Here is a 15,289-nt window from a genome sequence, read left to right as displayed (position 1 = left end):
GTGCGCGGCGGCATCAGGCCCGGTGGGGTTCGCGATGCATTGACCGCTGCGAGCAGGCCCACCGGATGGATTGCGTCTGCCTACGTTCGCCCTCAATTTACAACAGCTGCGGGCCGGGGCGCCAGATCGCGGCTACCGCCTGCGTGACACGCGCTTCGTCATGAACGCCAGGAACGCCGACACCAGAAGGACCACGGAACTGGCCAGGAAGGTGCTTTCAAAGCCCAGCGAGTCGAACAGCACTCCGCCAACTGTGGAGCCCAAGGCAATGCATGTCTGGACCACGGCCACCATGAGCCCACCGCCCTGTTCGGCGTTGCGCGGCATCGCTTGCGCCACCCAACTCCACCAGCCCACCGGAGCGGACGTTCCCAACAGCCCCCAGAAACCCAACAGACCAACGACGACGGCGAACACGCCACCGAACGGGATCAAGGCAACCGCGACGAGGGCCATGACGACAGGGATCACCATGAGTGTCCGGTACAGGCCAGCACCCAGGAACCGGCCGATGAGCATGGTCCCGACGAATCCGGATACGCCCATGACCAGCAACACGAGGGACACCAGGGCTCCCTCCGCCCCGGTCACGGTTTCCAGGAAGGGCCGCACGTAGGTGAAAAGGATGAACTGGCCCATGAAGAAGCTGCCGCAGGCGGCCATGCACCATGCGACAGCCCGGTCCTTGAAAGCCGTGAAGATGGTCAGGATGTCGCGGGCCTTGGTCCTGCTGACAGGCGCTGCGAGGGACGGCAAGGAAATCCAGAGCCACACCACACAAACCACGGAGACAGGCACAAGGCAGAGAAAAGCTCCCCGCCAACCAATGAACGAACCCAGGTAACTGCCAAGCGGCGCAGCAAGAACGGTGGCCAGGGCATTGCCGCCGTTGACGATCGCCAGCGCACGCGGGACCTGCGCCGGAGCGACGAGCCGCATGGCGGTGGCAGCGGACATGGACCAGAAACCGCCGATGACAACACCGATGGATGCCCGGCCCACCATGAATGGCAGGTACCCCGGGGCCAAGGCGATCAGGGCTCCGGAGGCACCCATCAACGCGGCCAGCCCGATCAGCAGGGTGCGCCGGTTCATCCTGCCGGTTACCGCGGACACGGAAAGGCTGGTGAGGACGGCGAACAGCCCGGAGATCGCAATGCCCTGGCCCACCAACCCTTCGGAGACCTGAAGATCACTGGCCATGGGAGTCAGGAGACTCACGGGCATGAATTCGGAGGCCACCACGGCGAACGCTCCAAAGGACATTGCGAAGACGCCGCCCCAACGGCTCACGGGGTTCGGGCCTTCTTTGTGTGCGCCGGGCGTGGCGGTACGGGTATCTGCTGACATGGATTGGCCTCTCAGGTGAACTGGGATCCATCGGACCATGGCTTGGCGGACAGGTGGGAGGGACCGTTTATACGGGTTCCAACAGAACCTCTCACCACGGGCAACGGGGGTCGTAACGTGGAGGGCATGGACAATCGGTCGGAAGTGCGGGAGTTCCTGATGTCCCGCCGCGCACGCATCACCCCGGAGCAGGCAGGCATCGAAGCTTTCGGCATTCGACGGCGGGTCACCGGCCTGCGGCGCGATGAAGTGGCGCGGCTTGCCGGTGTCAGTATCGACTACTACATCCGGTTGGAGCGAGGAAACCTCTCCGGCGTATCGGACAGCGTCCTGGACGCCATCGCCGGGGCTCTGCAACTGGACCGCGCAGAACTCGAGCACCTCTATGACCTCGCCCGGACAGCCAACCGGGGCGGGCGCACGAAGGTCAAGAAGGCGGCCCGCACGATCGATCCCGCGCTCCAGTTTTTCCTGGATTCCATTACGGGAGCACCGGCTTTGATCTCCAACAACCGCATGGACGTGGTGGCTGCTAATGCTCTGGGTTACGCCATGTACTTCGACCTCTTCCGGAGCACGGCCGGCCCCGCGAACCACTCCCGGTTCATCTTCCTGGATCCCCGCGGACGGGATTTTTATCCCGATTGGAACCGCGCTGCGAACACCAACGTGGAGATCCTGCGCCGCCACGCGGGTCGCTTCCCCCATGACAAGGCAATTGCCGAACTCGTGGGCGAGTTGTCCATGCGGAGCGAGGAATTCCGCACCCTTTGGGCCGCGCACAATGTCCGGCGGCACCGCTCGGGAATGAAGACCTTCCAGCACCCGGTGGTCGGATCGCTGGAACTTACCTACCAGCAGCTCGAACTCGACGAGGATACCGGCCTCCACGTCACCGTCTACCCGGCCGTGCCAGGCAGTGCCAGCGAGGAAGGCTTGAAACTCCTGGCGTCCTGGGCGGCTACCGAAAACGTCGTCGAAAAGGCCACGGCCGGCACGCGCTGATTCTTGAGGAGCGAAACATGAAGTACACGAAAAGCGGCAACCCGACAGCAGCCGGCCCGAAGGAATGGTTTACAGGAACCGTGCAGATCGACGGCATCCGGAACCCGGATGGGCAATCAGCCATCGGCTGCGCACACGTCCGGTTCGCTCCCGGTGCACGGACTGCCTGGCACCACCACCCCAAGGGACAAACCCTGTATGTCACCGACGGAATAGGTCTGGTGGCTACGCGGGACGGCGGGATACAGGAGATCCGCCCCGGCGACGTTGTCTACATCGAACCCGGCGAGGAACACTGGCACGGCGCCACCCCGGACCGGTTCATGGCACATATCGCGATGCAGGAGGCCGACGGGAACGGCCAGGTCGTGACCTGGCTGGAACACGTCACGGACGAGGACTACGGGGCCTGAGCAGCTCTTTCCGGGCATAGCCCGCCCTGAAGCTGCGGTCCTCCGCCGCGTCGCGTCCCGCCCATTCTCCTCCCGGCCCTTATGCTGGCCGGTGAATGGGGGATTCGATGTTGGATTTGTTGAGCATGAAACTTGCTCTTGCTGTTGTGACGTTAACACTGTGGGTTCTTTTCCTGGGTTCTTACCGGAGGACCCGATCGCTCTACAGCGCCTATTGGTGTGCTGCCTTGGGGTGCTGGCTTGCGGGCAACGTGGCGTACTGGCTGAAGGAAACGGACTGGGGCTGGGTAGCCAGCCCCCTGGGCAACGCTCTTACGGTCGCCGGAGCCTTCGGTGTCTGGGCGGGGTTCCGTTCCTTGCGGAACCTTGGCACGCCGTTATGGCTGCTATTTGCTGCTCCGGCAGTAACGGCTTCGGCGACAGTCATTGAAACCGATCCCGACGGCGCGTGGCAGGGCGGGTTGGTGTACTTCGCTTTGATGGCGACCGGGATGGCGCTCGCCGCCCGGGAACTGGCCTTGCTGAAGTCGCGGGCCTCGCAAGCTCACCGGCCGCTGCTGGTTGTCGCTGCTGTCCTGGTGGCCTATTTCGGTTGCCGCATCGTGGTCTATGCCGTAGCCGGGCCGGACAGCGAGGTCCTGCAGTCCTATTTCAGCCCGGCGGTGACGTGCTTGCTGCTGATCATGCTGCTGGTCCTGGTTTCCTTCAGCATGACCGCGCTCAATAGCCACCAGCTCATCACGAGGCTCAATGAGCGGGCATCGCGCGACGGAATGACGGGCTTGTTCAATCGCCAGGCTTTCATGGAATTGGCTGAGCGGGAGCTCGCTGCCCTGCAAACGGCGGGCAGGTCGGCGGCCGTTGTCCTGGCCGACCTTGATCATTTCAAGTCCGTGAACGATACCCACGGGCATGCCGCCGGGGACGCTGCCATCCGGGCGTTTGCCATGGCGTGCAAGGGTTCGTTGCGCAGGACCGACTTGGTGGGCCGGTACGGCGGGGAGGAATTTGTCATCTTCCTGCCGGGTGCCGACGAGGTCGCGGCGGAAGCCATCACCACCGAGATCAGCCGGCGCCTGGCCGCTGCACCGGCACCTGACGGGCTGGAGTTTCCCACCGTCAGCTACGGGATTTCATCCACTGCAATTTCAGGCTCAACGCTGGCCCAGCTGATCCACACCGCCGATGGGGCCCTTTACCAAGCCAAAGCAGCGGGCAGGAACCGCGCGTTCAAGGCCGATGGTCCCTTGGACGCGGCCTCCTCCACCTGACATCACACAACGCGAAGGTTGCCTGAGGTACTCGTAGCTGGTGTGGCAACGCATCGGGAATCCGGTGCCGGGACCCGAATCCCAGGACCAAGCGCAAGCCCTCGTGAATTCTCCACATGGCTCCAAAAACCCATTGCCCTCCCCACCCCACGATGGTTCGATGGGACTCATGGCTACCGCAGAAAGTTATGTCCTGGCGATCGGAACCAAGAAAGGCCTGTGGCTGGCAACCAGCCCGGACCGAAAAGAATGGTCCCTCTCCGGCCCGCACTTCCTGATGAGCGAGATACCCAGCATCGGGATAGACACGCGGGACGGCAAAACACGGATCATGGTGGGCGTACGGTCAGAGCACTGGGGACCCACCGTGGCACACTCAGACGACCTCGGCGCCACATGGACCGAGCCCGAGCAAGGCGCCATCAAATTCCCGGACGGCACCGACGCCGCCCTGGAACGGGTTTGGCAGATCTACCCCGACGCCGACTCCCGCCCAGGCGTCGTGTGGGCCGGTTGCGAGCCGATTTCGGTGTGGAAGTCCACCGACGGCGGTGAACACTTCGAGCTGAACCGCGGACTATGGGACCACCCCCACCGCAGCGAATGGGGTGCGGGCTACGGCGGCGCGGCGGCACACTCGATTGTGGTGGATCCATCCGGCGAGAAGGTCCACATCGCCATGAGCACTGGCGGCGTCTACAGATCCCTCGACGGCGGGACCTCCTGGGAGCCCCGCAACAAGGGCATTTCGGCGTACTTCATGCCGGACCCCAATCCCGAGTTCGGCCAGTGCGTGCACAAGATCGCAGCCGATGCCTCCGTGGAAGGTCGTCTTTACGCGCAGAACCACCACGGCGTGTACCGGACGGATGACAACGGCGAGAATTGGGATTCCATCGCCGAAGGGCTGCCGGCCGATTTCGGTTTCGTCATGCTCACCCATCCGCGCCGGGAAGGGACGGCCTGGGTCATCCCGCTCAAGGCTGACGGTGAACGCATCCCGCCTGGCAGCAAGCTCAGCGTCCACCGAACCGACGATGCCGGTAACACCTGGAAGGAACTGCACACGGGCCTGCCGGACCACGAATACAACGCGGTGCTCCGGGATGCGGCATCCGTGGATGCCGCCGAACCCGTGGGTGTGTACTTCGGAACCCGCGGTGGTTCCGTGTACGCCAGCGCCGACGAGGGCGAGACCTTCAATGAAGTGGTCTCGCACCTGCCGGACGTGCTGTGCGTTCGTGCGGCCGTCGTTGTTGGCAGCGACGCCGGAGCCACCGCCGTCGAGCAATCAGCAGCCAGCGCTCCGGTACCTGGTTAGGTCCGTTGTGGCTGACTTTACGGTCCTGTTGCCTGGTGTCCTGCAGCCGCTCGTCGGCGGACAGTCCTGTCTGACTGCGTCCGCCGACGGTGCTGTGACCGTTGGACAGCTCTTGGACTCGGTGACCGGAGATTATCCGGTCCTGGCCAGGCGTTTGCGTGATGAAACCGGGGCACTGCGCCGTTTCGTGAATATTTACGTTAACGGTGACGAGGTCCGGCGGTTGAATGGTCTTGAAACGGAAGTTGCGGCGGGCCGGGAGGTCTTGATTGTCCAGTCCGTGGCCGGCGGCTGAGGGTGAAGGGCGTCCAGCCTGGTCTCCAGCAGAGACTGTTCAGGCGACGCGCCAAACACTGCATTCGTCGGTATTGATGGCTTTCCTCATCCCGGAGGCGTAATCCATGATCCAGACGACACCGATCCCCGGCGCCGTTTCCTGGACCCGTCCGCGGCGTATGACCACGTCATCGTAGGCGGGCCCAACCGACAGGCGGGCCTCGATCTCGTCTCCGCGGTGGAGCTGGCTGATCGCGCGTATTCGTGTTGTTTGAGTGGTTACTTCCTTCAGCATGGTGTCCTCCTGGCTGGAGCTGGTGCCTGCACTTGCCGGCTATTCCAGTGTGGAGGGGCAATGTTGCCACGGTATTTCGGCGTGGTTAGGGTCCGGTTAGCATTCCGGGATGGTTGCGTTTCCGCCCGTGCGCGGGCGCCGCCGCGACGGACGGCGACAAGACGCGCCCGTCTGAAGTCCGGCGCCTCCGCAGGCCAGTGCCGACGCGGTTGTAGCCTGATCTCGGTTACTGAGATTTACAGCAACCACAGGCTCCGTCCTCCCGGGAGAACCAATGGGTGTTTTACGGCGATCGCTCGCGCTGTCCACAGGCTTGGTGGTTTTTGCCGCCGGCCTGTTTTTCGTCCAGGCCCCTGCCACGGCAGTACCACTTCCCGGGCCCGATAATCCGAACGTCCAATTCGTTGAGGGCACACCGCACTCGGAGCATGTTTTCGAGACGCCGCTCCCGGAAACCAAGCAGCCCACCAAGGGTCAGGCCGACGTCGACTCGCTGCTCCGTGACGGAGCTGCGGCAGCAGGTCCGGGCGGCACCATCAACGTCCGGCTGGTCACCGCGAAACTGGCGGACAACACCAACCCGGTTTCCATGACGGACGCTGAAAAGGCTGTGGTGTCCACCAGCAACTACTGGAAAGCCATGACGGCCAACAAGCTGTCCATGACGGTGGCCAGCAAAGTTGCCGGCCACCAATCCAAGGCCCGCTCCACGGACAGTTACAGCACCATCATCTCCACCATCACGGGGGAGTTGAACTGGTCGGCCAGCCCTTACACAGCGCTGGTCATCTTCATTCCGACGTCCACGTTGTCCGGCAACGCCCTGGGCGCCGGGTACAGCAGCGGCAGTTACAGCGGCCGGGTGCTCCTGCCCCAGATCAGCAGCTTCACCAACAACGTGATGAGCCACGAGTTCGGCCACGTCATCGGCCTGATGCACGCAGATGCCCTGCAGTGCGGCAGCGGAGTGTCCGACGTCGGGGTCAACAGCAACGGCCAGTTCACCGATCCGTCCTGCTACATCCGCGAGTACGGCGACACCACCGACATCATGGGAGCTGCCCAGTACGCGACGCCGGTTGTGAGTTCCACGTTCTGGGACTACGCGGGCCTGGGCCGCGGGGATGAGATCCGGGACGTGGGCGTCGCAACGGGTTCCAAGAGCTACACGCTCAAGCCGTGGGGAGGCACCGAAGCCCAGCGGGCGATCAAATTCACCGATCCCGTCAGCAAAGAGGTCTATTACCTGGAGCTGCGGGAACCTGCCGGCTATGACAATTACCTGGGAACAGCCGGCAAACCCGGAAACATGGGCGTGAAGGTCGTCCAGCGCGGCGGCGCCACCATCGCTTCTTCCCTGATTCTGATGCCCTCCACCAAGCCTTTCTCCGACCCGTGGTACGCCAGCAACCACGCCTGGCAGGCGGGGAGCACCTTCACCACGTACACCGGTACGCAGGTGACCATGAATTCGGTGTCGTCGACGTCGGCCACCATCACCATCACTGCCGACCCGCGGCTCACCGCCAAGGTCCGCTTTTCTACGGGAGATTTCGACGGCGATGGACTCGCCGATGTCTTCTCCCGCGAGCCCGACGGCTCCCTGATGCTGTATTCGGGTTTGCCCGGCAACAGGCTGGATAATCCGCGTCAGGTGGGCTCCGGGTGGAACGTTTTTGACGCCATCACCGGCTTTTCGGATTTCGATGGAGACGGACGAAGCGACATCCTGGCGCGCACCAGCGACGGTGTCCTCTGGCTATACCCGGGCGACGGAAACGGCGGTTTCCTCGCCAAGCGGCAAATCGGATCCGGCTGGCAGGGCTTCACGAACATCATTGGCGTGGGCGATTTCGACGGCGATGCCCGCCTCGACGTCATGGCGACCAAGCCGGATGGCACTCTCTGGCTGTACCCAGGAGATGGCCAGGGCGGCTTCCGTGCCTGGTCGCAGATCGGATCGGGTTGGAACGGCTTCACCAGCATCACTTCCGATGGCTCCTTCGGGCTTCTGGCGCGGGCAAGCGACGGCACCCTCTACCTGTACCCCGGCAACGGCTGGGGTGGTTTCGTGCCGCGCGTCGCAATCGGCAGCGGTTGGAACGCGGTGGGCGACATCGTGAGCGGACAGGACTTCACGGGTGATAAGAAGTCCGATGTCCTGACGGTGACCTCCGGGGGGTCCATGCGGCTCTACCCGGGCAGCGGTTCGGGCTTTGCCGAACGCTTGGTCATCGGTGCCGGTTGGAACCAGTTCAGCCAGGTCTGGGAGGCGGGAGATTTCGACGGAGATGCAGTCGCCGACGTCCTGGCCCGCGGTACTGACGGCGCGTTGTGGCTCTATCCGGGGAACGGTTCCGGCGGCTTCCTGCCCCGCGTCCAGGTGGGGTCGGGGTGGAATGCTTTCAATACTGTCCTGAGTGCCGGAGATTTCGACGGCGATGGCCACCCGGACCTGGTCGCACGGACAGCCGGCGGAGCGCTGTGGTTGTACCCGACAGACGGCCGGGGCCAGTTCCTGGCCCGCAAGCAGATCGGTGTGGGCTGGCAGGGTTTCACTGAACTTCTCGCTCCGGGCGATTTCTCGGGTGACGGCAAAGCGGACCTTGTGGCACGGGCCGCGAATGGCAGCTTGTGGCTTTACCCGGGTAACGGTTCGGGCGGCTTCCTCCCGTGGAAGCAGATCGGCACGGGATGGGACATTTTTGACTCGGTAGTGCAGGGTGGGGACTTCAACGGCGATGGCCGGGAGGACATCATGGCCCGGGGCACTGACGGGGCGTTGTGGCTGTATCCGGGCAATGGCAGCGGCGGATTCCTGGCCCGCGTTGCCCTGGGTTCCGGCTGGAACACTTTCAGCTCGTTCGCGGCCTTGGGGACAGGCTTCACGGGAACGGGAAATCCGTCAGTTGTGGGTGTTGGCGGAAACGGGGAGCTCTTCCTGTACACAGGAACCGGTCAGGGGAGCTTTCAGTCCGTGCTGCTGGATCCACGGTAGGCCTGGGATGTTCCTTGCCGCTTGCCTTGCCTGAACACCAGACCGGGCAGCGGAAAGCCCGGCACGTCAGGAGACGTGCCGGGCTTTCCCCGTTCCGAAGCTCCGGCAACAGGGCTGGAGCGCCGGAGAGGTGACGTTCTAGCGCAGGCCGAGTTCCGCCGTCGGGACCTTTGCCGATTCGCGTGCCGTGGAGGCCGAGACGATGGCGATGAGGCAGACGATGGCCGTGAAGATGGACACGGGAACCCATCCACCGGGTTTGGTGCCACCGATGGCGGTCACGATGGTCGGGGCGAAACCTGCGGCGAGGAAGCCGAGCTGCGTGCCGATGGCCAGGCCGGAGAAGCGGACCTTGGTGCTGAACATTTCACCGTAGAACGACGGCCAGACGGCGTTGGCGGCAGCGTAGCCAAGGGAGAAGTACACGACGGCGGCCAGGAACATCAGCGGCGTGGAACCGGACTCGAAGCTCAGGAAGAAGACCGGCGTCATGATGGCGCTGGCCACTGCTCCATAGATGAACACGGGCTTGCGGCCGATGCGGTCTGCCAGCGTGCCGAAGAGCGGCTGGGTTCCCAGAGCCACGAGGTTGGCCACAACCACCAGCCATAGGGTGATGGTGCTGTTCACATGCGCAACGTCCTGGGCGTACTTGATGGCCAGGGTGCCGAAGACCGTGCTGACTGCGGCAATGAACGCGCAGCAGATCACGCGGAGGACGTCCTGCCAGTGGTGCTTGAGGAGGTCGGCGATGGGGAGCTTGGCAATCTGGTTGTTCTTCTGTGCCTCAGCGAATGCGGGTGGCTCGTGCAGGGTGCGGCGGATGAAGAAGGCAACCAGCACCACTACTGCGCTGAGCCAGAACGGAATACGCCAGCCGATGCCGTACTTGATGTCATCCGGCAGTGCCACCACGGGAATGAACACGAGCGCTGCCAGGATCTGGCCGCCCTGCGTTCCCGTCAAGGTCCATGAGGTGAAGAAGGAGCGGCGGTTGTCCGGGGCGTGCTCCAGGGTCATGGATGACGCGCCGGCCTGCTCGCCCGCTGCCGACAAACCCTGGCAGAGCCGGGCAAGTACCAGGAGGATCGGGGCACCCCAGCCGATGGTTTTGAAGTCGGGGAGGCAGCCGATCACGAAGGTCGAGGCGCCCATGAGCACCAGGGTGAACATGAGGACCTTCTGCCGGCCGATCCGGTCGCCGAAGTGACCCAGGAACGCAGCGCCGATGGGCCGTGCAAGGTAGGCGAAGCCGAACGTGGCAAAGGACATGACGGCCGCATTGGTGTCTGCGTCCGGGAAGAAGACGTGCGGGAAAATCAAGGCCGCGGCAGATCCGAAGATGAAGAAGTCGTAGTACTCCACGGCGCTGCCCAGGAAGCTGGCGAGGGCAGCCTTCTTGGGTGTCCCGGTGGTTTCGGTGATGCCTGGCGTCGCTGACGGCATTGTTTGGCTCATTGGGTGTTCCTTCTGTGACGACGATGTCGCGAATAGAGCTTCAGCGGGAGACCCAAGCGAGGTGCGGCCGGTCAATCCCTTAGCTAGTAACCACATGGTGAGAGCTACTTGCGTAATACAGCAATGATCCCTGTGAGTATGGTCACTTGTCAAGAGGTGTAATCACCATCTAGAAATAGCTCTCACTATGTGAGAGCATCGGGTTATGAGTGTGAAAGAGGACACAAAGACCGACATGGTCGGCAAAGCCCTGGGCCTGCTGGTCCTGCTGGGAAACGAGCCGAAGGGTGCAAGTGCGGCGGATCTGGCCAGAAGCGCCGGACTGCCTTTCAGTACCACCTACCGGCTGCTGGGCTCGTTGACCCGCGACGGATTCGTTGACTACGAACCCGATGGCCGCCGCTACCACCTGGGCCTGCGCGTCTTCCAGCTCGGACAACGCGTCTCCAACCACCACGGCTTCGCTGCCACAGCGCTGCCGGTCCTGCAGCGGGTCACCGACAGTACGCATGAGGCCACCATCCTCTCGGTCCGCGACGGCGACCACCACCTCACGGTCAACAAGGTGGACGGGCCCAAGACGTTCCGCGTCACCAGTGACCCCGGACATCTGGGAGCGTTGCACACGACGTCGGTGGGCAAGGCCCTGGTTGCGTTCGAGGATGAGCCCGAGCGAAAACGCCTGATCGAGGAACTTCCCCTGGACCCGCTCACTGAGCGTTCCATCACCGACCGCGACAAGTTCCGGGCGGAAATTGAACAGGTGCGCCGGCAGGGCTACGCCGTGATGGACGAGGAAAACGAGATCGGCATGCGTGCCGTCGCGGTCCCGGTCCTCAACTCCCAGGGCCACGCGTTCGCTTCGCTGGCCACCGCCGTTCCGGTTTTCCGACTCAGCATGGAGGAACTCATCGCCCATGTGCCCACCCTGCAGGAGGCTGCGGCTGAACTCGCGGCCCGCCTGCCGCAGCGCTGAGCTTCGTTGCGGGGCCCGTTCTGCGCGCTAAACGCGACTCTTGGCGCGCAAAGCAGGCCCCGCAACGCCAAAATCAGCCCGACACAACGCATCCGGCACGTCATTTGTTCGCGATAAGAACAAGCGTGCGGAATATGAACACTTGTAGTAATCTGGATAACACCCGGCCGTCGACGCCCCAGAAAACGTCAATGGCCGCGGTGCTGAAGTCAAAGGAGCTTTAGGATGAGCAACCGAGCCGAGTCCGTTCTGGTGGGCCTCGTTGGCGAAGGGGTCATGCCCTCGCTCACGCCGCCCATGCATGAACGCGAAGCCGATGTGCAGGGCCTTCGCTTGCTGTACCGCCCCATCGACCTGCTGGAGCTGGCCTTGCCGGCCGCCGCCGTCGGGGACCTCCTCACCGCAGCCGCCCGCATGGGCTTCAACGGCCTCAACATCACGCACCCGTGCAAGCAGTTGGTGCTTGGGCACCTTGATGAAATTTCCGACGACGCCGCGCGCCTGGGTGCCGTCAATACGGTCCTGATCCAGGACGGCCGGTTCATCGGACACAACACGGACTTCTCCGGCTTTGGTTCGGCCTTGAGGGATGGACTTCCGGACGCCACCTTGGGCCGCGTCGTTCAGCTTGGCGCCGGCGGGGCCGGTTCTGCCGTCGCCTACGCGCTCCTCAAGGCCGGTGTCACCACCCTGGACCTGGTGGACGTGGATCCCGCCCGGGCCGCGGAACGTGCCGATGAACTCAGCGGACTCTTCCCCGCGGCCACCGTCACCCCGCGCAGCACGGACGAACTCCCGCAGATCATGCCCCTCGCCGACGGCCTGGTGCACTGCACCCCGATCGGCATGGCCGCCCACCCCGGACTGCCGCTGGACCTGGGACTCGTGGAGCCGAGGCACTGGGTGGCGGACATCGTCTACCGCCCCATCGAAACGCAACTGGTCCGCGAAGCACGGGCCAAGGGCTGCAAAGTCCTCGACGGCGGCCGCATGGCAGTCGGTCAGGCGGCCGACGCCTTCAAACTCTTCACCGGACGGGACGCCGACCGCAACCGCATGCGGGAGCACTTCCTGGAGCTGATCGCCCTGGAAGACGCCGCAACCGCGCTCTCCGCCGGCACCCTCGCAAAGGCGGCCCACTGATGCGCACCGGAATCGCCACAGTCTGCCTGTCGGGCACCTTGAAGGAAAAGATGCAGGCCTGCGCCATCGCGGGCTTCGACGGCATCGAGATCTTCGAGCAGGACCTCGTCACGTCCCCGCTGAGTCCCGAGGACATCCGGAAGATGGCCGCCGACCTCGGCCTGGGCCTGGATCTCTACCAGCCGTTCCGGGATTTCGACGGCGTCACTCCGGACCTGCTGAAGGCCAACCTCAAGCGGGCCGAGGCCAAGTTCAAGCTCATGTCGCGTCTGGGCATGGACACCATCCTGGTCTGCTCCAACGTGGCCACGGCCACCATCGATGACGACCAGCTGCGGGCCGAACAGCTGGCAGCGCTCGCCGGACTGGCAGGAGACCACGGGGTCAAGGTTGCCTACGAGGCCTTGGCCTGGGGCAAGTACGTCAACGACTACGAGCACGCCTACCGCCTGGTGGAAATGGTGGACCATCCGAACCTCGGCACCTGCCTGGACTCCTTCCACATCCTTTCCCGCGACTGGGACACCGCCCCGATCGAGGACATTAACGCGGAGAAGATCTTCTTCGTGCAGGTTGCCGACGCCCCCAAGCTCTCCATGGACGTGCTCTCCTGGAGCCGCCACTACCGGGTCTTCCCCGGGGAGGGACAGTTCGAGCTCGCCAAGTTCATGGGCCACGTCGTCCGTGCGGGCTACACCGGGCCAGTATCGCTTGAGGTCTTCAATGACGTCTTCCGCCAGTCGGACGTGGAACGGACCGCAGTGGATGCCATGCGCTCACTCATCTGGCTGGAAGAACAGAGCGCAAAGTGGCTGGCCGGCACCTCCGCGGAAGCCGGAACGGAAGCAGCAGCCTCGTCCCGCCGTCGTTATCCCATGGAACTTGCCACGCTGCCCAAGGTCAACGAACCAGCCGGCTTCAACTTCGCCGAGGTCAAAGCCGACGACACCGCGCAGCTCGAGAAGCTCCTGGGGCAGCTCGGCTTCGGATTCGAGGGACGCCACCGCACCAAGGACGTCCAGCTCTGGACCATGGGCCAGGCGCGCGTTATCATCAACGAGCAGGCGGCCTCGCACTCGGAACCGGCCATCGCGGCCCTGGGGTTCGACGTCGACTCTCCAGTGATTGCCTCCGCTCGCGCCCAGCAACTCAAGGCGCCCGTAGTGGCGCGCAAGGTCCAGGCCGACGAGGAAGTCTTCCAAGGCATCTCCGCCCCGGACTCCACCGAGATCTTCCTGTGCCAAGGCAGCCCTGACGGAACCGCAGCCTGGACGCACGAGTTCGGCGAAGGCCTGGAACACGTTCCCAGCGGGCAGAACGCGGTCATTGACCACGTGAACCTCGCCCAGCCGTGGCAGCACTTTGACGAAGCCGTCCTCTTCTACACCAGCGCATTGGCCCTGGAACCGCTGCCGTTCGCAGAGGTCCCGAGCCCCAGCGGCCTGGTGCGCTCGCAGGTCATGGAAACCAGCACCGGCGCGGTGCGGCTGGTGCTGAACCTGGCGCCGGCCCAGCAAGCGCAGAACGCCCGCAAAACGTACCAGGAACACATCGCCTTCGCCGTGGACGACCTCGTGGCCACGGCGCGGTCCGCCCGGGACCGCGGCCTTGAGTTCCTGCAGATTCCGGCCAACTATTACGAGGACCTGGACGCACGGTTCGATCTTGAACCGGGCTTCCTGGCCACCCTCCAGGAGCTCAACCTCCTGTATGACCGGGACGCCAACGGCGAATTCCTCCACTTCTACACGGCCACAGTAGGCAGTGTGTTTTTTGAAATGGTGGAGCGCCGTGGCAGCTACAACGGCTACGGAGCCCCGAATGCCCCAGTCCGCCATGCCGTCCAATACGACTCACTTCACCGGGCATAGCTGCCCGAACCTCTCAAAGAATCCATAGAAAGGAGCCGGTTGTGCCGCAAGACAACACTGCACAAGCTCTAGAATCCGAGGAACTCGTGCCGCCAGCAGAGCCGCATGCCGCGCACGATGCCAAGAAGGTTGAGACGCAGGCGGACCTCAGCGCTGAGATCAAGGCCATCGGGGATCGTTACGCCCAGGCACTCAAGGACGGCAAAGGACCCGAAACCATGCCGCGGCTGGACTGTGCGCCCTACCGCAGCAGCATCCTGCGCCACCCCACCAAGAGCCTGCACCACGCGGACCCGGAGACCATCGAGCTCTACTCGCCGGCCTTCGGACACCAGGACGTGCACGCACTGGAATCGGACCTGACCATCCAGCACAACGGCGAGCCGCAGGGTGAGCGCATCATCGTCGCCGGCCGCGTGCTGGACGGCGACGGCCGCCCGGTGGCCGGCCAGCTCGTGGAGATCTGGCAGGCCAACGCATCGGGCCGCTACATCCACAAGCGCGACCAGCACCCCGCACCGCTCGACCCGAACTTCACCGGCGTCGGACGCTGCATTACCGGCGCCGACGGCTCGTACTCCTTCACCACCATCAAACCCGGCGCCTACCCGTGGAAGAACCACCTGAATGCCTGGCGTCCGGCGCACATCCACTTCTCCATGTTCGGCTCGGAGTTCACGCAGCGCATCGTCACCCAGATGTACTTCCCGGGTGACCAGTTGTTCCCGTTGGACCCCATCTACCAATCGATCGTGGACCAGGACGCCCGCGACCGCCTGGTGGCACAGTACGACCACGAGCTGACCAGCCCCGAGTGGGCCCTCGGCTACAAGTGGGACATCGTCCTGACCGGTTCCAAGCGGACCTGGACGGAAAACGAAGCATACGGCGACGCCGGGGACGAGGAGTAAG

Annotated in this window: 13 protein-coding genes; 10 read left to right on the top strand and 3 right to left on the bottom strand. The window is 64.0% G+C overall.

The genetic code is table 11. The annotated features are described in order from the left end of the window. Positions 1 to 132: 132 nt before the first annotated feature. Complete coding sequence (locus PYR64_RS18735; RefSeq protein ID WP_275776959.1) at positions 133 to 1,350, bottom strand: MFS transporter; 1,218 nt, start codon at positions 1,348 to 1,350, stop codon at positions 133 to 135. Between the two features lie 126 nt (positions 1,351 to 1,476). On the opposite strand from PYR64_RS18735, the gene PYR64_RS18730 reads away from it, so the two are divergent. The 5 genes from PYR64_RS18730 to PYR64_RS18710 all read left to right on the top strand — a co-directional run bounded on the left by PYR64_RS18730 (position 1,477) and on the right by PYR64_RS18710 (position 5,655). Then, positions 1,477 to 2,355, top strand: coding sequence for a helix-turn-helix transcriptional regulator (locus tag PYR64_RS18730; protein WP_018779361.1), 879 nt, complete (start codon positions 1,477 to 1,479; stop codon positions 2,353 to 2,355). Positions 2,356 to 2,372: 17 nt separating this feature from the next. Continuing rightward, the gene (locus PYR64_RS18725; protein ID WP_275776957.1) at positions 2,373 to 2,768 is read left to right on the top strand and encodes a cupin domain-containing protein; all 396 of its coding nucleotides are present in this window, start codon (positions 2,373 to 2,375) and stop codon (positions 2,766 to 2,768) included. A 125-nt stretch (positions 2,769 to 2,893) separates the two neighbouring features. After that, positions 2,894 to 4,039 (top strand): GGDEF domain-containing protein, encoded by a 1,146-nt coding sequence (locus PYR64_RS18720; RefSeq protein ID WP_275776955.1) that lies wholly within the window; start codon positions 2,894 to 2,896, stop codon positions 4,037 to 4,039. 160 nt (positions 4,040 to 4,199) lie between these two features. Continuing rightward, positions 4,200 to 5,360, top strand: coding sequence for an exo-alpha-sialidase (locus PYR64_RS18715; protein WP_275776953.1), 1,161 nt, complete (start codon positions 4,200 to 4,202; stop codon positions 5,358 to 5,360). Between the two features lie 7 nt (positions 5,361 to 5,367). Further along, a complete protein-coding gene (locus PYR64_RS18710; RefSeq protein WP_275776951.1) occupies positions 5,368 to 5,655 on the top strand; it encodes a MoaD/ThiS family protein in 288 nt (95 codons plus the stop codon). Between the two features lie 39 nt (positions 5,656 to 5,694). Here the strand turns inward: PYR64_RS18710 and PYR64_RS18705 are convergent, their stop codons facing one another. Beyond that, on the bottom strand, positions 5,695 to 5,931 hold the full coding sequence (locus PYR64_RS18705) for a hypothetical protein (RefSeq protein ID WP_018779356.1): 237 nt from the start codon (positions 5,929 to 5,931) through the stop codon (positions 5,695 to 5,697). Positions 5,932 to 6,205: 274 nt separating this feature from the next. Between PYR64_RS18705 and PYR64_RS18700 the strand changes: the two genes are divergently transcribed. After that, positions 6,206 to 8,929 (top strand): FG-GAP-like repeat-containing protein, encoded by a 2,724-nt coding sequence (locus PYR64_RS18700; protein ID WP_275776948.1) that lies wholly within the window; start codon positions 6,206 to 6,208, stop codon positions 8,927 to 8,929. A gap of 138 nt (positions 8,930 to 9,067) precedes the next feature. Here the strand turns inward: PYR64_RS18700 and PYR64_RS18695 are convergent, their stop codons facing one another. Further along, positions 9,068 to 10,387, bottom strand: coding sequence for an MFS transporter (locus tag PYR64_RS18695; RefSeq protein WP_018779355.1), 1,320 nt, complete (start codon positions 10,385 to 10,387; stop codon positions 9,068 to 9,070). A 205-nt stretch (positions 10,388 to 10,592) separates the two neighbouring features. On the opposite strand from PYR64_RS18695, the gene PYR64_RS18690 reads away from it, so the two are divergent. The 4 genes from PYR64_RS18690 to pcaH all read left to right on the top strand — a co-directional run bounded on the left by PYR64_RS18690 (position 10,593) and on the right by pcaH (position 15,288). After that, on the top strand, positions 10,593 to 11,363 hold the full coding sequence (locus PYR64_RS18690) for an IclR family transcriptional regulator (RefSeq protein ID WP_275776945.1): 771 nt from the start codon (positions 10,593 to 10,595) through the stop codon (positions 11,361 to 11,363). A gap of 225 nt (positions 11,364 to 11,588) precedes the next feature. Next, complete coding sequence (locus PYR64_RS18685; protein ID WP_018779353.1) at positions 11,589 to 12,506, top strand: shikimate dehydrogenase; 918 nt, start codon at positions 11,589 to 11,591, stop codon at positions 12,504 to 12,506. Beyond that, on the top strand, positions 12,506 to 14,377 hold the full coding sequence (locus tag PYR64_RS18680; protein ID WP_079582310.1) for a sugar phosphate isomerase/epimerase and 4-hydroxyphenylpyruvate domain-containing protein: 1,872 nt from the start codon (positions 12,506 to 12,508) through the stop codon (positions 14,375 to 14,377). The genes PYR64_RS18685 and PYR64_RS18680 overlap by 1 nt, the downstream gene beginning before the upstream one ends. A gap of 41 nt (positions 14,378 to 14,418) precedes the next feature. Then, positions 14,419 to 15,288 carry a protocatechuate 3,4-dioxygenase subunit beta gene (gene pcaH, locus PYR64_RS18675; protein WP_275776943.1) on the top strand — a complete coding sequence of 290 codons (870 nt, stop codon included), beginning with the start codon at positions 14,419 to 14,421 and terminating at the stop codon, positions 15,286 to 15,288. Position 15,289: the final 1 nt, after the last annotated feature.

It is taken from the genome of Paenarthrobacter sp. Y-19 (assembly GCF_029223985.1).
GTDB lineage: Bacteria > Actinomycetota > Actinomycetes > Actinomycetales > Micrococcaceae > Arthrobacter > Arthrobacter nicotinovorans.
The sequence above is the reverse complement of the archived record's forward strand: the minus strand, read 5'-3'. Positions and strand labels throughout refer to the sequence as shown.